At 75.9% G+C, this 20758-nt stretch carries 16 protein-coding genes; 10 read left to right on the top strand and 6 right to left on the bottom strand.

Annotated features, from left to right (window positions below):
• Positions 1 to 84: 84 nt before the first annotated feature.
• The 10 genes from O2W18_RS15690 (at position 85) to O2W18_RS15735 (ending at position 14856) form a co-directional block, all read left to right on the top strand.
• Positions 85 to 1125: an alpha/beta fold hydrolase gene (locus tag O2W18_RS15690; protein WP_269188400.1), complete on the top strand. Its 1041-nt coding sequence runs from the start codon at positions 85 to 87 to the stop codon at positions 1123 to 1125.
• Positions 1126 to 1200: 75 nt separating this feature from the next.
• The gene (locus O2W18_RS15695) at positions 1201 to 2118 is read left to right on the top strand and encodes a DUF3152 domain-containing protein (RefSeq protein WP_269188401.1); all 918 of its coding nucleotides are present in this window, start codon (positions 1201 to 1203) and stop codon (positions 2116 to 2118) included.
• Positions 2119 to 2253: 135 nt separating this feature from the next.
• Complete coding sequence (locus O2W18_RS15700; RefSeq protein ID WP_269188402.1) at positions 2254 to 3189, top strand: ABC transporter ATP-binding protein; 936 nt, start codon at positions 2254 to 2256, stop codon at positions 3187 to 3189.
• Entirely contained in the window at positions 3186 to 4829 is a 1644-nt protein-coding gene (locus O2W18_RS15705) for a hypothetical protein (protein WP_269188403.1), read from the top strand. The genes O2W18_RS15700 and O2W18_RS15705 overlap by 4 nt, the downstream gene beginning before the upstream one ends.
• 110 nt (positions 4830 to 4939) lie before the next feature.
• Positions 4940 to 6100: an adenylyltransferase/sulfurtransferase MoeZ gene (gene moeZ, locus O2W18_RS15710; RefSeq protein ID WP_269188404.1), complete on the top strand. Its 1161-nt coding sequence runs from the start codon at positions 4940 to 4942 to the stop codon at positions 6098 to 6100.
• A gap of 118 nt (positions 6101 to 6218) precedes the next feature.
• On the top strand, positions 6219 to 6806 hold the full coding sequence (locus O2W18_RS15715; protein WP_269188405.1) for a TIGR03086 family metal-binding protein: 588 nt from the start codon (positions 6219 to 6221) through the stop codon (positions 6804 to 6806).
• 440 nt (positions 6807 to 7246) lie between these two features.
• Positions 7247 to 7849 carry a hypothetical protein gene (locus tag O2W18_RS15720; protein WP_269188406.1) on the top strand — a complete coding sequence of 201 codons (603 nt, stop codon included), beginning with the start codon at positions 7247 to 7249 and terminating at the stop codon, positions 7847 to 7849.
• 10 nt (positions 7850 to 7859) lie between these two features.
• Entirely contained in the window at positions 7860 to 8177 is a 318-nt protein-coding gene (locus O2W18_RS15725) for an MGMT family protein (RefSeq protein WP_269188407.1), read from the top strand.
• Positions 8178 to 8317: 140 nt separating this feature from the next.
• The gene (locus tag O2W18_RS15730) at positions 8318 to 11509 is read left to right on the top strand and encodes an ATP-dependent helicase (RefSeq protein ID WP_269188408.1); all 3192 of its coding nucleotides are present in this window, start codon (positions 8318 to 8320) and stop codon (positions 11507 to 11509) included.
• Positions 11506 to 14856 carry an ATP-dependent helicase gene (locus O2W18_RS15735; protein WP_269188409.1) on the top strand — a complete coding sequence of 1117 codons (3351 nt, stop codon included), beginning with the start codon at positions 11506 to 11508 and terminating at the stop codon, positions 14854 to 14856. The genes O2W18_RS15730 and O2W18_RS15735 overlap by 4 nt, the downstream gene beginning before the upstream one ends.
• Positions 14857 to 14890: 34 nt before the next feature.
• Here the strand turns inward: O2W18_RS15735 and mnhG are convergent, their stop codons facing one another.
• Genes mnhG through mbhE form a run of 6 tightly spaced genes read right to left on the bottom strand, consistent with a single transcriptional unit; the run spans position 14891 to position 20691 of the window.
• Entirely contained in the window at positions 14891 to 15244 is a 354-nt protein-coding gene (gene mnhG / locus O2W18_RS15740; protein ID WP_269188410.1) for a monovalent cation/H(+) antiporter subunit G, read from the bottom strand.
• Entirely contained in the window at positions 15241 to 15498 is a 258-nt protein-coding gene (locus O2W18_RS15745) for a monovalent cation/H+ antiporter complex subunit F (protein ID WP_269188411.1), read from the bottom strand. The genes mnhG and O2W18_RS15745 overlap by 4 nt, the downstream gene beginning before the upstream one ends.
• A gap of 3 nt (positions 15499 to 15501) precedes the next feature.
• The gene (locus O2W18_RS15750) at positions 15502 to 15924 is read right to left on the bottom strand and encodes a Na+/H+ antiporter subunit E (protein WP_269188412.1); all 423 of its coding nucleotides are present in this window, start codon (positions 15922 to 15924) and stop codon (positions 15502 to 15504) included.
• On the bottom strand, positions 15921 to 17486 hold the full coding sequence (locus O2W18_RS15755) for a monovalent cation/H+ antiporter subunit D family protein (protein ID WP_269188413.1): 1566 nt from the start codon (positions 17484 to 17486) through the stop codon (positions 15921 to 15923). Before O2W18_RS15755 ends, O2W18_RS15750 begins: the two co-directional genes overlap by 4 nt.
• The gene (locus O2W18_RS15760; RefSeq protein ID WP_269188414.1) at positions 17483 to 17908 is read right to left on the bottom strand and encodes a sodium:proton antiporter; all 426 of its coding nucleotides are present in this window, start codon (positions 17906 to 17908) and stop codon (positions 17483 to 17485) included. The genes O2W18_RS15755 and O2W18_RS15760 overlap by 4 nt, the downstream gene beginning before the upstream one ends.
• On the bottom strand, positions 17905 to 20691 hold the full coding sequence (mbhE, locus tag O2W18_RS15765) for a hydrogen gas-evolving membrane-bound hydrogenase subunit E (RefSeq protein ID WP_269188415.1): 2787 nt from the start codon (positions 20689 to 20691) through the stop codon (positions 17905 to 17907). The genes O2W18_RS15760 and mbhE overlap by 4 nt, the downstream gene beginning before the upstream one ends.
• Positions 20692 to 20758: the final 67 nt, after the last annotated feature.

Consider the following 20758-nt stretch of genomic DNA (forward strand, 5'->3'; position numbering starts at 1 on the left):
ATGTTACCGGCGCGCCGCGCGGACGACGCCCGGCCCCGGTCCGTTCGCCGCGGCGTCACGGCGCGGTGATCTACCGTCGGGTGGGTGACCGACGCCCGGCTGTCCTCGGTGCCGCTGCCGCGGCCCGGTGCCCTCCTCCCGCCCTGGCCCGGTGCGATGGTGCCGATCACCGGCGGCGAGGTCTTCGTCCGGCACACGCCCTGGTGCGGCCCGCTGCCGGGCAGCGACCCGGTCGAGGGGGAGGCGCCGCACGAGCGGGCGCTCTACGTCCACGGGCTGGGTGGCGCCTCGACCAACTGGACCGACCTGGCGGCGTTGCTCGCCGTCCGGTTCGACGGCTGGGCCCTGGACCTGCCCGGGTTCGGCCAGTCGGCGCCGCCGCCCCGCTACTCCATCCACCGGCACGTCCAGGCGGTCGTCGACGTCCTGGAGTGGATCGTCGCCCGGCCCGGCCCCGGGCAGGGCCGCCCCGTGCACCTGGTGGGCAACTCGCTCGGCGGCCTGGTCAGCGTGTGGGTCGCGGCCCGCCGTCCGGACCTCGTCGCGACCCTCACCCTGATCTCCGCCGCCATGCCGGTCTACCGGGTCCCGGCGGCGTTCGACCGGGCGATCGCGCTGGTGCTGCTGCCCGGCGTCCCGGCGCTGGCCGAACGGCGGCTCGCCGGCGCCAGCCCCGAGCAGCGTGTCCGCGGGCTGCTGCAGATGTGCTTCGGCGACCCGAGCCGGGTGCCGCCGGAGCGGGTCGCGGAGGCGGTGGAGGAGACCCGGCGCCGGGACGAGCAGCCCTGGGCAGGCCAGGCGCTCACCCGCAGCCTGCGCGGCCTGATGAGCTCCTACCTGCGGGTGGGTCGGGCCAACGCCTGGCGAATGGCCCGCTCGGTGCGGGCGCCGTCCCTGGTGGTCTGGGGCGACCGGGACAAGCTGGTCGACCCCGAGCTCGCACCGAGACTGGCCGAGGTGCTCCCCGACTCCCGGTTGCAGGTGCAGGCGGGCATCGGGCACCTGGCGATGCTGGAGGCCCCGGAGCCCACGGCGCGGGCGGTGCTCGGCCTGGCCGAGGACGCCGCACGGGAGTGCGAGCGGGACCGCACCGACGGTGCCGACCTCCCCACCGGACAGGTGTGACCGGCCTCCGCTGGACGACGCCGCACCGGGTCTGCGTCTCCCGGGGTGCCGCTGCGTCATGAGATCCTGGCCGCCGTGACGAGCTCGGGACGCCGCCCGTCCGGACGACGGCCGGGAGCCGAACCGCTGGTCGCCCGCCGCGACCCGGCCCGCTCCGTGCGCCCCGTCGTGCTGCCGCGCGGCCGGTTCCGCCGGTTCGTCCGCCGGTACGGCTGGCGGGCCTACGCCGTGCCGTTGCTGGCCATCGCCACCCTGGTGACCCTGGTCGACGTCGTCCGGCCGGGCGGTGGCGCGGGGCCCGCCCCGACGTCGACGGCCGCGGCCGACGTGTCCGCACCGGCCACCCCGATCGCCCCGCAGGTCACCGAGGCCGAGGGGGAGGGGATGCCGGCCGCGGCGTCCAGCACACCGACGTCGGCCCCGGCGGAGGCCGTCGCCGCCGCACCGACCTACGTCGAGCAGGGCGCCGGGAGCGTGAGCGTGGTCGACGGCACGTCCGGGGTGTACGGCACCGGGCCGCTGGAGCGCTTCGTCGTGGAGATCGAGGACGGCATCGGCGTCGACGGCGCCGCGTTCGCCGCCGCCGTCGAGGCCACCCTCGGTGATCCCCGGTCCTGGGGGAACGGCGGCCGGCTGTCCTTCCAGCGGGTGGGTGCCGCCGAGGCCGCAGCCGGCGCCTACGAGTTCCGGGTCAGCCTGGTCAGCCCCGGCAGCATGGAGGTCTACTGCCCCGGCGTCGGCACCGGCGGCTACACGTCCTGCCGCTACGGCGAGCGGGCGGTCATCAACCTGGCCCGCTGGGAGACCGCGGTCCCCGACTACGGCGGGGACATCGCCACCTACCGCCAGTACGTGGTCAACCACGAGGTCGGGCACGCCCTCGGCCAGGGTCACCAGCCCTGCCCCGGCGCCGGGCAGCTGGCCCCGGTGATGCAGCAGCAGACCCTCGGCCTGCAGACCTGCGTGAAGAACGCCTGGCCGTTCCCGTCGTGACCCTCCGGAGCACACCGCGGCCAGCTGCCGTTCTCGAAGGGCTCCCGGCGGACGCGCAGCGGGTCTAGGGTCCCTGCTGGTGCGCCGGGAAGCCTGGTCGGCAGTCGTGTTCCTGACTGCGATCGGAGGGCTCCGATGCCCGTCTCTGCGCCTGCCGGGCCCGCGCTGCGCGCGGAGCACCTGAGCAAGCGGTTCTCCCGGACGGTCGCCGTCGACGACCTCTCCCTGTCGGTCTCCCCGGGGGAGGTGTTCGGCTTCCTGGGCCCGAACGGAGCCGGCAAGTCCACGACGATCCGGATGGTCCTGGGGCTGCTGCGCCCCTCCGGTGGTCGCGTCGAGGTGTTCGGCGTCCCCGCGCACGACGTCGGCCGGGCACACCGCCACCTCGCGTACGTCCCCGCCGACGTCGCGCTCTGGCCGGCGCTGACCGGGCGGGAGTGCCTGGACCTGCTCGCCGGCGTCGGCCCGGGCACCGACCTGGGCTACCGGGCCGAGCTCGTCGAGCGGTTCGCCCTGGACCCGGACCGCCGGTCACGCACCTACTCGACCGGCAACCGGCAGAAGGTCGCCCTGGTCGCCGCGTTCGCCACCCGGGCGCCGCTGCTGGTGCTGGACGAGCCGACCAGTGGGCTGGACCCGCTGATGGAGCGGGAGTTCCGCCGCTGCGTGACCGAGGCCGCGGACCGTGGGCAGACGGTGTTCCTGAGCTCGCACCAGCTCGCCGAGGTCGAGGCGGTCTGCGCCCGGGTGGGCATCCTGCGGCAGGGCCGGCTGGTGGAGGTCGCCGGGCTGCGGGAGCTGCGGCGGCTGCGCCGCTCGGAGATCAGCGTCACCCTGGCCCAGCCGGTCGCCCCGGGAGTCGGGTTGGCCGGGGTCGACGGCGTCGCCGACCTGCAGTGGCGGTCGCCGGTCGAGCTGACGATGACGCTGGCCGGGCCGCCCGCCCCGGTGCTGCGGGCACTGGCCGGTATGGACGTCGTCGCCCTCGACGTGCGCGAGCCCTCCCTGGAGGAGCTCTTCCTCGACTTCTACGGCGACCACCGGTCCTCGCGCGAGGAGCTGCGGGCATGACCGCCGGCACCGCGGCCGCCCCCACGACGTCCGCGGCGGGGAGGGCGCCGGAGCCGGGTGCGGCCGGCCGGGTGGTGACCGCACTGGCCGTGCGGTCGGTTCGTCGGGGCGCCGTCCTGGTCACCGGGGTCGCCGCGGGCATGCCGGCGCTGGTCGCGGTCCAGCACCGGCAGCTGGACCAGGAGCTGGCCGGGGCGTCGCTGGCGGCGCTGGCGCAGAACCCGGCCATCCGCACCCTGTTCGGCCCGCCGGTCGCCCTCGACGACCCGGGCGGTTTCACCGTGTGGCGCACCGGGACGGCGATCGCGGTGCTCGTCGGCGTCTGGGCGGCGCTCGCCGCGACCCGGGTCACCCGGGGCGAGGAGGAGGCCGGCCGCTGGGACCTCCTGCTGGCCGGCCGGCTGCGGTTGCCGGCCGTGCTGCTGCGGCACCTGGCCGTGCTCCTCGGCGCGGCCGCGCTCGTCGGCGCCGGGACGGCCGCCGGCCTGCTGCTGGCCGGCACCGCGACGACCGGCGCCGTGCTGTTCGGTGCGCTCATCGGTGGCACCGGCATGGTGGGCGCGGCGCTGGGTGCGCTCGCCGCGCAGCTGCTGGCCGAGCGCCGGGCCGCCGCCGGTCTGGCGGTGGGGGTGCTGCTGGCCGGGCTGCTGGCCCGGATGGTCGCCGACGGGGTCCCCGCGCTCGGGTGGTTGCACTGGCTGAGCCCGTTCGGCCTGCTCGGCCGGAGCGCCCCGTTCGCCGCCGACCGGGTGCTGCCGCTGGTCGTGCTGGCCGGGACCGTCGCCCTGCTGGTCGCGGCCGCGGCGACGGTCGCCACCCGCCGGGACGTCGGCAGCGGGCCGTGGCGCCGCCCCGGCGCCGTCGCACCCGGCACCCGGGAGCTGCGGTCGCTGCCCGCGCTGGCGGCCCGCCACACCGGCCGCCCGGTCGTGGGCTGGGGGGCCGCCGTGGTCGCCTACTTCCTGCTCATCGGGCTGCTGGCCACGACGATGACCGACTTCCTGACCGAGAACCCGCGCTTCGCCGAGCTGGCCGCCCAGGCCGGCTTCGCCGAGCTCGGCAGCGTGCACGGCTACGTGGCCTCGCTGTTCACCCTGCTGGCCGTGCCGGTCGGTGCGTTCGTCGCCAGCCGGGTCGCCGCCACGGCGGCCGACGAGGTCGTCGGCCGCCTCACGCTGCTCTACTCGCTGCCGGTGGGCCGGGTCCGCTGGCTGGCCACCGAGCTGACCGGCGTGGCCACCGGCGCCGTCCTGCTCGCCGGTGCCGCCGGGCTGGCGACCTGGCTGGGCGCCACCTGGGTGGGCGCGGACCTGTCCGCCGGTGCGGCGCTGGCGGGGGTGCTGAACGTGCTGCCGATCGTGGCGGTGTGCCTGGGTGCGGCGGTCGCGGCGCTGGCGTGGGCACCGGCCGCCGTCCTGCCGCTGGGGGTGCTGCCGGCCGCCGGCGGCTACCTGCTGCTGGTGCTCGCCGACACCCTGGCCTGGCCGGGCTGGGTCCGCGGGCTGTCGCCCTTCGCCCACGTGGCGGCGGTGCCCGCCGAACCGGTGGACGTGCCCGGGCTGGTCGGCCTGCTGGTGGTCGCCGCAGCGCTCGCTGCCGGGGGCCTGGCCGGGTACCGACGGCGGGACCTGCACGGATGACCCCGGGCCGGACGCGGGAAGAGGACCACGTGCCACGCTGTTGGGCAGATCAGGACACCGGCCCCTGGAGCCGGTCAGCCCTGTGACCACAGTCGTGTGAGGAGCGCTCCGTGCAGTTGCCACCCCTGGTGGAGCCCGCCGCTGACCTGTCGATCGACGAGGTCCGCCGCTACAGCCGCCACCTGATCATCCCCGACGTCGGGATGGACGGGCAGAAGCGGCTCAAGAACGCCAAGGTGCTGGCCGTCGGTGCCGGTGGCCTCGGTTCGCCGGTGCTCATGTACCTGGCCGCCGCCGGTGTCGGCACGCTCGGCATCGTCGAGTTCGACACCGTCGACGAGTCGAACCTGCAGCGCCAGATCATCCACGGGCAGTCCGACGTCGGCCGGTCCAAGGCCGAGAGCGCCCGTGACTCGATCAAGGAGATCAACCCCTTGATCGACGTGCGGCTGCACGAGACCCGGCTGGACTCCGAGAACGTCGAGGAGATCTTCAGCCAGTACGACCTGATCGTCGACGGCACCGACAACTTCGCCACCCGCTACCTGGTGAACGACGCCTGCGTGCTGCTCGGCAAGCCCTACGTCTGGGGGTCGATCTACCGGTTCGACGGCCAGGTGTCGGTCTTCTGGAACGAGCACGGGCCGAACTACCGCGACCTCTACCCGGTGCCGCCGCCGCCCGGGATGGTCCCCTCCTGCGCCGAGGGCGGTGTCCTGGGCGTGCTCTGCGCGACCGTCGGCGCCGTCCAGGCCACCGAGGCGGTCAAGCTCATCACCGGCATCGGCGAGACCCTGCTGGGCCGGCTGATGGTCTACGACGCCCTGGAGATGACCTTCCGGGAGATCAAGGTCCGCAAGGACCCGGAGGGCGAGCCGATCACCGGCCTCATCGACTACGAGGCGTTCTGCGGCGTCGTCTCCGAGGAGGCCCAGGAGGCCGCCGCGGGCTCGACGATCACCGTCGACGAGCTCAAGGACATGATGGACGCCGGCAAGGACTTCGCGCTGATCGACGTCCGGGAGCCCAACGAGTACGAGATCGTCTCCATCCCGGGTGCCACGCTGATCCCCAAGGACGAGATCCTGTCCGGCCGGGCGCTGGCGCAGCTGCCCAACGACAAGCCGATCGTGCTGCACTGCAAGACCGGCGTCCGCTCGGCCGAGGCGCTCGCCGCGGTCAAGAACGCCGGCTTCAAGGACGCGGTGCACGTCCAGGGCGGCGTGACCGCGTGGGCCACCCGCATCGACAAGGCACTCCCCACGTACTAGAAGGACCTCGTCTCCCCCCGCGACACGCTCCGCGCGCCACGGGACCCTGAGACGAGGCCGGGCTGGGCCCCGGTACGCCACTGCGCGTGCCGGGGCCCGGCTGCGTTCTACTGAGGGCATGCCCGATCCCCGCCGTGCCGACCTGCTGATGCGGTTCCAGCGTGCTCAGGCGCAGTTCACCGACCGGGTGGACGCCGTCGAGCCGGGTGAGTGGGATGCCCCCGCGCTGCCGGAGTGGAGCGTCGCGGACCTGGTGGCCCACCTGACCGGCGAGCAGCTGTGGGTCCCGCTGCTGCTGGCCGGGGAGTCCCCGGACGCCGTCGGCCCGCAGGTCCCCACCGACCCGGCCGAGCTGCTGGGCGGGGACCCGCTGTCGGCGTGGGAGTCCGCAGCCGACGCCGCGCTGACGGCCTGGGCCGCCGACGACGCGCTGTCCCGGACCGTGCGGCTGCCCGCCGGACCGGCACCGGCCAGGGACCACCTGACCCAGATGACCGTCGACCTGACCGTGCACGCCTGGGACCTCGCGCGGGCGGTCGGCGGGGACACCGTCCTGGACCCCGAGCTCGTGGCGGAGGCGTTCCGCCACGCCGAGGAGCACCTGGGCGGAGACGACGTGCCCGGCGCGTTCGACGCCCCGGTCGCGGTCCCGCCGGGTGCGGACCTGCAGACCCGGATGCTGGCCCGGTTCGGTCGCCGGACCTGACCGGCCCCCGGCCATCGGCAACGCGCCGTCGGCATCCGGACCTCGGGTGACCCGCACGGCCTAGGCTGCCGTCCCGACACAGCCGAGCCGGAGGTCCCACGATGAGCCAGCCACCCCAGGGTCCGCCCCCGCCCGGCGCGGACGGGCCCTCGCCGTCGGGTGGACAGCCGCCGGAGGGCGGTGGCTGGGGCCGGCCGCCGGACCAGCCCGGCGGCTGGGGTCAACCGGCACCGGGGCAGCCCGGGGGTGGCTGGGGTCAGCCACCCGGCCAGCCCGGCGGATGGGGGCACCCGCCCGGTCAGCCCGCGCCCTGGGGGGCGCCCGGTCCCGCTCAGCCGCCGGGCGGGTACGGCGCCCCCGGCCAGTCGCCGTACCCAGGCGCCCCCGACCAGCGCGGGTCGACCGCCTCCGGTGGCGGTGACGACGAGCGCACGAAGCGGGTGACGGTCTTCGCCATCATCGCCGCGATCGTGCTGCTCGTCCTCGTCGCGGTGGTGCTGACCCTGACCCTGACCGGGGACGACGAGGACGACCCCGTGCCGACGGCCGGCGCCGGCAGCTCGTCGACCGCGCCGTCGTCGTCCTCCTCGCCGACCCCTGCCCCGGCGGACCTGCTGGCGCAGCTCCCCAGCGACTTCACCGACTGCCAGGAGGAACAGCTCGAGGGCGACGGGGACCTCGCGGCCGCCGTCTGCGGGCCTGCGCTCACCCAGCCCGGCCCAGCCGGTGCCGTCTACTACGAGTACCCGGACGAGACCACCCTGACCTCGGTGTTCGCCGACGACGCCGCAGAGCTGCGGCTCGGGGAGCTGCCCGAGGGGGGCGACTGCTCGACCACCACCGGCTACGGCGAGTGGACGTACCCCAGCGGCGTCACCGGTGGTCTGGTGGCCTGCGCCCTGCTGCCCGACGGCGACGTGGTGATCGTGTGGACCGACGACGAGCACCTGGTCGAGGGCGCCGTCCACGCACCGGGGACGACGCAGGACGACGTCGCCGCGCTGTACGAGTGGTGGACGGTCAACAGCTACTTCACCGGCTGAGGTCGGCACCGTGCGAGGCACCGGCCCCGAGGCGCACCCGCCGGAGGACGTCGACGAGGCCGTGTACGACGTGGTCGAGTCGATCCCGCCGGGGCGGGTGAGCACCTACGGCGCGATCGGGCGGCTGGTCGGGGTGGGGCCGCGCCGGGTCGCCCGTGCGCTCTCCGCCGGTGGGGCGGCGGTGCCCTGGCACCGGGTCGTGCGCGCGGACGGGACGGCGGCCGAACCGGTCCGGGTGCGGCAGCTGGAGCTGCTGGCCGGGGAGGGCGTGCCGCTGCGCGGTGCCCGGGTCGACCTCGCCGCCGCGGGCTGGCCGGACGACGCCTGAGCCGGACTGTCGTACCCCCGTGGTCTCATCGGGACGTGCGGGGGGAGACGGGGAGCGCAGCGGTGGTCACGGCGGAGCCGTCGGCCGGGTCGGCCGGGTCGGCCGGGCCGTCGTGGGCAGGGTCGTCGTCGGCAGGGCCGGTGTACCGCCTGGTGCAGCCGGAGCCGCAGCCGGTGGTCCGCCCGCAGCTCGACCCGACCCAGCAGGCGGTGGTCGACCACCGGGGTGGGCCGCTGCTGGTCCTGGCCGGCCCCGGCACCGGGAAGACCACCACGATCGTCGAGGCGGTCGCCGCACGGATCGACGCCGGCGCCGACCCCGAGCGGCTGCTGGTGCTCACCTTCAGCCGCAAGGCCGCCGCCGAGCTGCGGACCCGGATCACCGCCCGGGTCGGGCGCACCATCCGCGAGCCCGTGGCCCGCACCTTCCACTCCTACGCCTTCGGGGTGCTGCGCCGGGCCGCGGTGCTCCGCGGTGAGCCCGCGCCGCGGTTGCTGACCTCCGCCGAGCAGGACGCCGTGCTGGCCGAGCTGCTGCGGGGGGACGCCGACGAGGAGGGCGCCGTCCGCTGGCCCGCGGAGCTCGCCGCCGCGCTGGGCACCGACGGCTTCCGGGACGAGCTGCGCGAGCTGCTGCTGCGGGCCACCGAACGCGGCATCGACAGCCGGCGGCTGTCCGCCTGGGGCCGTGAACGCGGGCTGCCGCACTGGGAGGCGGCCGCGGACTTCCTCCGGCAGTACCAGGACGTCTCGTACTTCGCCACGGTCGCGCGCGGCGGGGCCTCCGGGTACGACCCGGCCGAGTTGGTCCGCACTGCCATCGACGAGCTCCACGGCGACCCGGAGCTGCTGCGCACCGAGCGCGAGCGGGCGGGCTGGCTGTTCGTCGACGAGTACCAGGACACCGACCCCGCGCAGGTGGAGCTGGTCGAGCTGCTCGCCGGGGGTGGTGGCGACCTGGTCGTCGTCGGCGACCCCGACCAGGCGATCTACGCGTTCCGTGGGGCCGAGCCCCGCGGGATCATCGACTTCCCGAGCCGCTTCCGGCACCGCGACGGACGGCCGGCCGACCGGCTGTCCCTGGGCGTCTGCCGCCGCTCGGGCACCGAGCTGCTCAGCGTCAGCCGGCGGGTCGCCGAGGGGCTGCCCGGGCCGTGGGAGCACCGCCGGTTGGCGGCCGGCGAGCACACCGACCCCGGCGCCGCGGAGGTGCACGTCTTCGACTCCCCGTCCACGGAGGCCGCCTTCCTCGCCGACACCATGCGCCGCGCGCACCTGCTGGACGGCGTGCCGTGGTCGCAGATGGCGGTGGTGGTCCGGTCGGCCACCGCCGGCCTCGGCCCGGTCCGCCGGGCGCTGAGCCAGGCCGGGGTGCCGGCGGCCGTCTCCGCGGACGACGTCGCGCTCGCCGGGCAGCCAGCCGTCCAGCCGTTCCTGGCCGGGCTGACCGCGCTGCTGCCGGCCCCCGGTGCACCAGCTGCCGAGGGCGAGCCGCCGCCGGAGACGGGACTGGAGGAGCCCGGCGCCGAGGCCCTGCTCGCCTCCCCGCTGGGTGGGGCGACGGTGCTGGACCTCCGGCGGCTGCGCCGCGCCGTCCGCCGGGAGCTCGCCATGCGGGGCGAGGACCTGGCGGTCCGCGGGGCGCCGTTGGCGGCGGTGCTGGCCGACGCCACCCTGCTCGACGCGCTGCCCGAGCACCTGGCCCGGCCGGCGCTGCGGGTGGCCCGGGTGCTGTCGGCCGGCCGGCTCGCGCTGGCGGCCGACGGCAGCGCCGAGGACGTCCTGTGGGCGATGTGGCAGGCCAGCGGCCTGGCCACCCGGTGGGCACGGGCGAGCGCAGCCGGGGGTCCGCCGGGAGCGGTGGCCGACCGTGACCTGGACGCCGTCGTCTCGCTGTTCGACGCCGCCGCCGGCTTCGTCGACCGCCTCCCGCACGCCACCGTGGCCGCGTTCGTCCAGCACCTGGGCGCCCAGCAGCTGCCCGGTGACAGCGGCGCCGCGCGGGCACCGATGGGGGAGACCGTGCGGCTGCTGACCGCGCACGCGGCCAAGGGCCTGGAGTGGGACCTGGTGTGCGTCGCCGGCGTCCAGGAGGGGGTCTGGCCCGACCTGCGCAGTCGGGTGAGCCTGCTCGGCGCCGAGGACCTGGTCGACGCCGCCGGTGGGACCGACCCGGCGACGCTGGACCGGCGCACCCAGGCGATGGCCGAGGAGCGGCGGCTGTTCTACGTGGCCTGCACGCGGGCCCGCCGCCGGCTGCTGGTCACCGCCGTCGACGGCGCACTGGACGGCGGCGACGCCGGCGCGACCGCCTCGCGCTTCCTGGACCTCGTGGTGCCGCCCCCGGCCGACGGGGACGGCGCCCGGCCGCACACCCCGTTGCCGCGGCAGCTGACCCTCCCCGCGCTCGTCGCCGAGCTGCGCCGGCACCTCACCGACCCGCACACGGCGCCGGCCCGCCGCGCCAGCGCGGCTGCGGTGCTCCGCCGGCTGGCCGAGGAACGGGTGCCCGGGGCCGACCCGGCGGGCTGGTGGGGGCTGGCCCCGCTGTCCGACGATGCGCCCCTGGTCGACCCGGCCGAGGTGGTGCCCGTCCGGCCCTCGGCGATCGACACCTTCCAGCGGTGCCCGCTGCGCTGGGTGCTCGGCGCGGTCGGCGCCGAGGCGGCCCCCGAGGCCACCCGCACCGTGGGGTCCGCAGTGCACGACGTCGCCCAGCAGGTGGCCGAGGGGCTGCCGCCCGCAGCGGCGCCCGCTGCACTGGACACGGAGCTGGACGGCCTCGACCTGGGGCCGGGCTGGTTCGACCAGCGCCAGCGGGACCGGGCCCAGGAGATGCTGACCAAGTTCCTGGCCTGGCACGCCCGCGCCGATCGGGAGCTGGTCGCGGCGGAGGAGGACTTCGACGTCACGGTCGGGCGGGCGCGGCTGCGTGGGCAGGTCGACCGCCTCGAGCGGGACGCCGAGGGCCGGCTGGTCGTCGTGGACCTGAAGACCGGCAAGACCGCGCCGCGGGCGGTGGAGGAACACGGGCAGCTGGCGGCCTACCAGCTCGCCGTCACCGAGGGCGCCTTCGCCGAGCACGGCACAGCCACCGGAGGGGCGGCGTTGCTGCAGGTCGGCGGCTCGCAGAAGGCGGCCAAGGAGCACGTGCAGGCGCCGCTGCCCGCCGACGTCGACCCGCGGGTGAGCTGGGCGGGCGAGCTGATCGCCGAGGTCGGCCAGGGGATGGGAGCCGGGGAGTTCGTGGCACGCACCGACACCGACTGCGAGCGGTGCGCCTTCCGCCGCAGCTGCCCGATGCAGGAGTCCGGTCGGCAGGTGACCCGATGACACCGCGGACCGTCGCCTCCGACGGGCAACTGAGCTTCGACCTGCCCGGGATGGTGCCGGTGGTCGCACCAGAGCCCCCGCGCCTGCTGACGCCGGCCGAGACCGCGGTCCGCAGCGGCGTCGGCCACTCGCCGTCCCCGGAGCAGGCGGGCGTGGTCGCGGCTCCGGTCGACCGGCCGCTGGTCGTGGTCGCCGGCGCCGGGTCGGGGAAGACCGAGACGATGGCCGCCCGGGTCGCCTGGCTGGTCGCCAACCAGCTCGTCGCCCCCGAGGCGGTGCTCGGCCTGACGTTCACCCGCAAGGCGGCCAGCGAGCTCAACGCCCGGGTGCGCAAGCGGCTCGGCGCCCTGGCCGAGCACCCGGACACCGACCCGGGGCTGCGGGAACGGCTCGCCGTGGCGGCGCCGACGGTCGCGACCTACCACGGCTACGCGGCCAGCATCGTCGCCGAGCACGGGCTGCGGATCGGGGTCGAGCCCGGCTCGGGCGTGCTCGGGCCGGCCATGTGCTGGGGCCAGGCGGCCACCGCCGTGGCCGCGCACACCGGTGACATGAGCGACGTCGCCCTGGGCCTGGTCACCACCACCGAGGACGTGCTCCAGCTCGCCGCCGAACTGGGGGAGCACGACATCACCCCCGACGCCCTGCGGGCCTGGACGGCGCGGTGGGAGTCCCAACTGCGCGGCTACCCCGACGCCGGCCGGAAGAAGGGGCCGTACGCCGAGGTGCTCAAGCTGCTGGCCCGGCAGCGGGCCCGGGTCGCCCTGCTGCCCATGGTCGAGGCGTTCCAGGCGCGCAAGCGTGCGGCCGGGGCGATCGACTACGCCGACCAGGTCTCCCTGGCCGCCCGCGTCGCGGTCAGCTCGGCGGAGGTGGGCCGGCGGGAGCGCGCCCGCTGGCGGGTCGTGCTGCTCGACGAGTACCAGGACACCAGCGTCGGACAGCTGCGGATGCTGGAGGCGCTCTTCGGCGGGCCCGGCGGGCACCCGGTGCTGGCCGTCGGCGACCCCCGGCAGTCCATCTACGGCTGGCGGGGCGCCTCCGCCGGGACGATCGAGCGGTTCGCCCGCACCTTCCCCGGGACCCCCGAGCGCCCGGCCGAGCGGCTCACCCTGTCCACCAGCTGGCGCAACGACCGGGCGGTGCTGGCCGTGGCCAACACGGTGGCCGCCGCGCTGCCCGAGCCCGAGCAGCCGCTGCCGGACCTGCAGCCCTCGCCGGTCGCCGGCGTCGGCGCGGTGCACTGCGGGCTGTACGACACGGTCGCCGAGGAGACCGCGGCGCTCGCTGACCGGCTCGAGCAGTGCTGGAAGGGCAGTCCGGAGGAGGGCAGTGTGCCGCGCCCGACCATCGCCGTGCTCGCCCGGCGCCGGGCCCAGCTGCCCGGCATCGCCGCCGCGCTGCGCGCCCGGGGCCTGCCGGTGGAGGTGGTCGGGCTGGGCGGGCTGCTCGACGTCCCCGAGGTCTCCGACGTCGTCGCCACGCTGCGGGTGCTGGTCGACCCGAGCGCCGGCGACGCGCTGGGCCGGCTGCTGACCGGCGCCCGCTGGCGGATCGGGCCACGCGACCTGGCGGCGCTGGAGGCGCGGTCCCGGGCGCTGGTCCGGGAGCGCCGCAGCCCGTCACCGGAACCGGTCGAGGACGGCACCCCGCCGCAGGCCGGTGCCCCGGCGAGCCCGGTCCTGCCCCGGGAGCGCGGCAGCATCGTCGAGGCGCTGGACGACCTCGGCCGCCCCGAGGCGTACTCGACGGAGGGGCACCGGCGGCTCCGGCGGCTGGCCAACGAGCTGTCCGGGCTGCGGTCCCGGTTGGGTGAGTCGCTGCCCGACCTGGTCGACGAGGTGGTCCGCAGTCTCGGCCTGGAGACCGAGCTGGCCAGCCACCCGGACGTGACCCCCGGCGGTGCCCGGACCCACCTGGACGCGCTGCACGAGGTCGCCGCCGAGTTCTCCGAGCTCGCCGAGCTGCCCTCGCTGCCGGCGTTCCTCGGCTACCTGGCCGACGCCGAGGTGCGGGAGCGGGGGCTTGAGCCCGGCGAGGTGGCGGTCAACCCGGAGGCGGTCCAGCTGCTCACCGGGCACTCGGCCAAGGGGCTGGAGTGGGACGTCGTCGCGGTGCCCGGGATGACCGTGGGCCAGTTCCCGGCCAAGGGCGACGCCTCGGACTCCTGGATCCGCGACCCGGGCGCCGTCCCGGTCGACCTGCGGGCCACCGACCGCGCCGAGCTGCCGCGGCTGCACCTGCCGGTCCCCGGCTCCGGCGACCAGGCTGCGGTCCGTGACGCCCTGGAGGACTACGTCGAGGAGTGGAAGGACTTCGGCCTGGCCGAGGAGATCCGGCTCGGCTATGTCGCGGTGACCCGGGCCAAGCGCCTGCTGCTGTGCTCGGGCAGCTGGTGGCGCGACGGCAAGACCGTCTGCGGCCCGTCGTCCTTGCTGCTGGCCGTCAAGGGTGCCTGCGAGGACGGCGCCGGCGTCGTCGACTCGTGGGCGGAGCCCCCGGCGGAGGACGCCGAGAACCCGGCTCTGGCCGAGTGGCCGGTGGGCGTCTGGCCGGCCGACCCGCTGTCGGCCGGCCGGCGCCGCTCGCTCACCGCCGCCGCCGACCTGGTCGCCGCGACCCAGCCGCACCCGTTGACCACCGAGGCCCTCGGCGCGACCGACGACCCGCTGGTGGCCGACTGGCTGCGCGATGCCGACCTGCTGCTGCGCGAGCGGGCCGAGCACTCCCGCGGCACGGTCGACGTCCCGCTGCCCACCCACCTGTCGGTCTCCGCGCTGGTCGCGCTGCGCCGTGACCCCGGCGAGCTGGCCCGTCGGCTGCGCCGACCGATGCCGGCGGCTCCGGCGCCGCTGGCCCGGCGGGGCACCGCCTTCCACGCCTGGCTGGAGGAACGGTTCGGGGCCGCCCGGCTGATCGACCTGGACGAGCTGCCCGGCAGCGGGGACGCCGGGGCGGCCCCCGACGCCGCTCTCACCGCGCTGCAGCAGGCGTTCCTGGCCGGGGAGTGGGCCGATCGGCAGCCGGTGGACGTCGAGGCGCCGTTCGAGACACCGCTGGGGCCGCTGACCCTGCGCGGCCGGATCGACGCCGTCTACGCCACCCCGGACGGCGGCTACGAGGTCATCGACTGGAAGACCGGTCCGGTGCCGGGGACCGCCGAGCTCGCCGCGGCCGGGGTCCAGCTGGCCGCCTACCGGCTGGGTTGGTCCCGGCTGACCGGGGTGCCGGTGGAGCGGGTCAGTGCCGGCTTCCACCACGTCGCCGCAGGACTGACCCTGCGCCCGGTCGACCTGCTCGACGAAGCCGGCCTGCTCGCCCTGGTCACCGGAGGCCCGGCCGGGTGAGGTCCGTGGTCGCTCGCGGCTCGAGGCGGTGCCCTCACGTACGGCCGGCCTCGCCCTCCGGGCCGGGGTCGTCCCGCTCGTCGCGGACGGTCAAGGGGGCCAGCGGTGCTCCGGACAGGTGCGCCGCCTCAGCGATCTTGTAGCCCGCGATGGGCACGGTGAACAGCTGCAGCGCGATGGCCACCAGCAGCGTCACCACCGCCGAGACGCCCGGTGCGAGCACGACGACTCCGAGCAGGACGCAGACCAGTCCCAGGCTCGCCGCCTTGGTGGCTGCGTTGGCGCGGTTGTAGACGTCCGGCAGGCGGACCAGGCCGACCCCCGCTGCGCCGATGAGCAGGACGCCGATGATCGCCAGGCCCTGGCCCAGCACGCTCTGCACGGTCATCGGGACCGCTCCGCGATCAGCCGCGCGAACGCCACCGTGGCGAGGAAGCCGACCAGCGTGGCGACCAGGACCAGGTCGAGCAACGCCGGCGTGCGCAGGCGTACGGCCAGCAGGGCGATGCCGGCGACGACGACCACGAAGCCGTAGTCGACGGCCAGTGCCCGGTCGGCGTCGGTGGGGCCGGTCATCAGCCGCCAGGCAGCGACCAGGAGGGACAGGGCCAGGACGGCGAGCGCCACGTCCAGCACGAGCACCGCTCAGCTCCGGCGCTCGTCGTCGGGGACCCGGTCGCCGGGCCGTGGGGTCACCGGCCGCAGAGCAGTGAGCAACTGGTCCTCCAGTTCGCACAGTTCGGTACGGAACGCATCGGGGTCGCCGGCGTGCATCCCGTGCACGGTCAGCAGCCGCCGCTCCCGGTCCAGCTCGACCGGCAGCGTGCCGGGGGTCAGGGCGATCAGGCTCATGAACGTGGCCACCTCGAACGGTGTCCGGCTCTGCACCGCGATGACGACCACGGCCGGCGCCACCTGCAGCCCGGGGGTCAGGACCTCGCGGGCGACCGCGACGTTCGCGCGCAGGAAGCGGACGAGGAACCGCGCGGCGAAGGCCGTGATCCGCCAGACCCGGTGTGCACTGCGCTGTGGCAGCGACGTCGGACCGGACCCGGGGTCGGCGCTCATCGCCCGGTCACCGCTGCCACGTAGCCGGACGGGTCGGCCAGTCCGGCGCCGGCCGCGGTGCTGATCGAGAGCAGCGGCTCGGCCCAGAGTCCGAGGACGACGGCGGCCGCGGCCAGGACCATCGGCGGGGCGAGCACCAGCGGCCGCACCCGGCTCCCGACGGCGCTGCCGACCGCCGGCGCACCGCCGGCCGCGCCCGGTGCCGCGCCGGCCCCGTCCCCTGCGTCCTCGTGCACTGCGTCCTCGTCCCCTGCGTCCTCGGCACGCGGCTCCCAGAAGACGCCGTTCCACAGCTTGACCATCGACAGCAGGGTCAGCAGGCTCACCCCGACGACGAGGGCCACGGCCAGGTGCTGCCCCGCCGAGGCGGCTGCCGAGGCCAACCCCAGCTTGGCGACGAACCCGGACAGCGGTGGGATGCCCGCCAGTGTGAGCGCGGCGACCGCGAAGGTGCCGGCCAGCAGGGGCTCCCGCCGCGCCAGGCCGCCGAGACGGTCGAGCTCCCCGGTCCTGTAGCGGTGTTCCACCACCCCCGCGCACATCAGCAGCGCTGTCTTGACCAGCACGTACTGGACCAGGAAGAAGACCGTGGCGCTCAGCCCGGCAGTTGTGAAGAGGGCCAGCCCCACGAAGACGTAGCCGATCTGGTTCACCATGTGGAAGGTGAGGACCGGCCGCATCGCGTGTTCCCCGACCGCACCCAGCACGCCGATCACCATGGTCAGCAGGGCCGCGGCCATGATCACCCAGAGGTACCGCGGTGCGCCCTCGTAGACGACGGAGTACAGCCGGATGACGGCGTAGACGCCGACCTTGGTGAGCAGCCCGGAGAAGAGCGCGGCGACCGCCGGCCCGGTTCGTGAGTAGGTCTGGGGCAGCCAGCCGTGCAGCGGGACGACCGCCGACTTCACGCTCAGCGCGAGCAGGGCGACCGCCGCCGCCACCCCGACGGCCGGCGACGACTCACCGGCGCCGGCCAGCTCCCCCAGGTTCACCGTGCCCGCGGCGCCGTAGACGAGACCGACCCCGGCGAGCAGGACGGTGGAGGCCATCAGGCTGATGCTCACGTACAGCCGGGCGGCGGCCAGGCGTTCGGCCCCGCCGCCCGCGGCGAACAGCAGGTAGCTCGGCACGAGCATGACCTCGATGAAGACGAACAGGTTGAACAGGTCGGCGGTGAGCAGGGCGCCGGAGACCCCGGCCATCAGGACCAGCACGAGGGGGACGAAGGCCGGGTCCTCGTCCTCGCCGAGGGCTGCCGCGAACGGCAGGCTGACCAGCACCAGGAACGAGGTGACCGCCAGCATCACCGCGCTGAAGGTGTCGGCCGCGAAGACGATCGCGATGCCCGGCTGCCAGCCGCCGAGGTGGAGCACGGGCACCGAACCGTCCGACGTCGCGGCCAGCAGGAAGCCGGCGAAGACCAGCACCCCGCCGGCGGCGGCCGGCCCGACCACCCGGTCGAGGCGGGTGGTGTGCGGCCGGAGGTGGTGCAGGAGCGCCAGCAGCCCGGACAACAGCAGCGGCCCGGCCACGGGCAGGACGAGGAGGCCGCCGGTCATGACGTCCCGCCCTCGGGCACGTCGGTGCGCCGGCCGCGGGTGGCGGCCGCGTCGTCCCGGGCTGGGTCGTCCCGCTCTGGGTCGTCCGCTGGGGACGACGCACCGGAGCGGGCCGGCGGATGGCCGGTCGTCGCACCCGGGTCACCCGCCCGGGCCAGGGCGAACATGTACACGGTGATCCCGAAGGTGATCACGACTGCGGTCAGCACGAACGCCTGGGGCAGCGGGTCGGCGGCCACGTCGGCCTCGGCCTCCCCGAGCAGCGGGGCGCCGCGCCGCTGCATGCCGCCGGCGGAGACCAGCAGGACGTTCACTGCGTGCCCGAGCAGCACGAAGCCCAGGACGATCCGCAGGAGCCCACGCCGCAACAGCAGGAAGACCCCGCCGGCCACCAGGAGGCCCACCACGAGCGCGGCGGTCACGGCGCCCCCTCCGGGACTCCGCTGGTGACCAGCGGACCGGTGACCGGGGGACCGGGCGGCTCGTCCGCAGCCGTGCGGTCGGGCTGTTCGAGGCGCATGACGGCGGCCGCGAGGAGGCCGAGCACCAACAGGTAGACCCCCAGGTCGAACAGGAACGTGGAGCCGATCCCGAGGGCGTGCAGCAGCGGGAGCTCGACCGGGGTCAGGAACGCCTGGCCCTGCACGGTGGGCAGCGCCCCGACGGCCACGACGAACACCAGGCCGGCGCCGGCGAGCCGGTCGGGCTGGGTCAGCCGGCTGAGCCGGGTGTCGGGCCCGTGGGTCAGCCGGCTGAGCGCGATCGCGGCCCCGGCGACCAGGGCGGCGATGAAGCCCCCGCCCGGTTCGTCGTGCCCCCGCCACAGCAGGAAGGCCGAGAGCAGGAACATGCCCGGCACCAGCACCCGGCTGCTGACCTCGAGCACGGCGTCACCCCGTCGGTCGGCCGGCGTCCCCGCAGCGTCCGTGCGGCGCCGCTCGGAGCGGCCGAGGACCAGGGCCGTGCCCAGGGCGGTCGTACCCAGCACGACGGCCTCGCCGAGGGTGTCCAGCCCCCGGTAGTCGACCAGGATGGTGTTGACGACGTTGGTCCCGCCGGTCTGCTCCTCCGCCGAGGTCAGGAAGTGCTCACCGACGGCGGAGAGCCCCCGGCGGCCGGTGAATGCAAGGGTGGCCAGCGCCGCGGCCACGCCGGCCCCCAACGCCAGCGCCGCGGCCGGGACCGCCTCACGCCGCGGGCTGTGCACGAGCCGGCCCGGGACGCCCCGCAGCACCAGGACCGCCACCACGGCGGTCATCACCTCGACGAGCATCAGCGTGAGCGCGACGTCGGGGGCCCCGGCGAGGAGGAACCAGGTCGCCACGAGCAGGCCGGTGATGCCGACCAGCCCCACCGCCGCCAGGGTCGAGCCGGTCAGCACCGCGGCCGGCACCACCACCGCCAGCAGTCCGGCGACCACCCAGTCGAGGGGACGATCGGTGTCCGCGCGCGCGGGCAGCCCGCCCACCACCAGGGTCCCCACCGCGCCGAGCGCGACCACCGCCAGCAGCGGACGGCTCAGGTGTGCGGCGGGGGAGCCGGTGCGCTCGGGGCCCCCCACCACGTGTCCGAACGCGATCACCCCGTCGTGCACCCGGTCGAACAGCCGCCCGGCGTCGGGGAGGCGGAGACGCTGCAGGGACCGGTCGACGGGGGCGCGGAACGCGAACAGGACCAGGCCGAGCACGATCGTCAGCGCCGACATGGCCAGTTCCGGGCTGAGCCCGTGCCAGAAGTACACCTCCGGGGGGTCCCCGGCCGGGGCGACGTCGCGGGCGGCCGAGACGATCATCGGGCTCAGCACGCTGACCGCGGGGCCGAGCACCAGGCCGAGCCCCGCGGCGACGGCCCCGGGCAGCAGGAAGGCGGCCGGGGGTTCGGAGACGTCGGCGTGCTGTTCGGAGCCACCGAAACCGCCGTGCACGATCCGGGCGGCGTAGGCGAACGTCAGCACCGACGCGGTGACGCCGAGGGCCAGGGCCACCGGGCCGGCCCACGGGGCGCCCTCGGCCTCGAGCAGCCCCATGAACAGGTACTCCTTGCTCACGAAGCCGAGCATCGGGATGACCCCGGCCAGCGAGAGGGCGGCCAGCACCGTCGTCGCGGCGGTGACCGGCATGGCCCGCCACATGCCGGAGAGCTCGCGGATGTCACGGGTCCCGGTCTCCTCGTCGACGATCCCGGCGAGCATGAACAGCGTCGCCTTGAACAGCGCGTGGGCGAAGGTGTGCAGGACGGCGGCCGCCAGTGCCTCCGGCGTCCCGACCCCGATGACCGCGACCAGCAGGCCGAGCTGGCTCACCGTCGAGTAGGCGAGGATCCCCTTCAGGTCGTTCTCGCGCAGGGCCAGGAACGCGCCGGTCACCGCTGTCAGCAGGCCGACGCTGATCAGTGCTGTCGACCAGGCGGACTCCTCGGCGAACAGCGGCGAGAAGCGCAGCAGCAGGTAGATGCCGGCCTTGACCATCGTCGCCGAGTGCAGGTAGGCGCTCACCGGCGTCATGGCCACCATCGCGCCGGGCAGCCAGAAGTGGAAGGGCAGCTGGGCGGACTTCGTGCACGCCGCCAGGACGAGGAGCCCACCGATCGGCCAGGCCAGCCCGGACTCCAGCACCCGGTCGGGCTCGGCGAGGATCGTCGCCAGGTCCGTCGTCCCCGCGGCCACGGTGAGCAGGACCACGGCGGCGAGCAGCGCCAGCCCGCCGGCAGCGGTGACCAGCAGGGCCTGCCGTGCCGGGCGGGCGGCCGCGGCGCCGGCGGTGGAGATCAGGAGGAAGGAGCAGACCGTGGTCAGCTCCCAGAAGACGTAGAGCAGGACGACGTCGGCGGCCAGGACGAGGCCGAGCATGCTGGTCGCGAAGAGGGTCAGCAGCAGGTAGACGGTCCCGTGCGGCTCGTCGTCGCCGAGGTAGCCAGGGCAGTAGGCCATGACGAGGGCGCCGACGCCGAGGACGATGAGGCAGAAGACGCCGGCGACCCCGTCCAGGCGCAGCGAGAGCGCGACGCCCAGCGACGGCAGCCACTCCCACGACGCGGTCTCGCTCTCGCCGGCCCACACCCGCGGGGCGGCCGAGGCGAGGAGCGCCGCGACCGCCAGGTAGCCGGCCGCCAGCGGGTACCCGGTGGTGCGGCCGAGGCGCCGGGCCAGCAGCGGCGCGGCCACGGCGAGCGCGAGCATGCCCAGCAGGGCGAGGAGGAGGAGCACCGGTCAGTCGTCACCTGGGCAGGTGCTCGCCGCGGGAGCAGCGCAGCGCGGCGGCACGGTCACGCGG

The organism is Modestobacter sp. VKM Ac-2983, from assembly GCF_026967885.1.
In the GTDB taxonomy this organism is placed as follows: domain Bacteria; phylum Actinomycetota; class Actinomycetes; order Mycobacteriales; family Geodermatophilaceae; genus Modestobacter.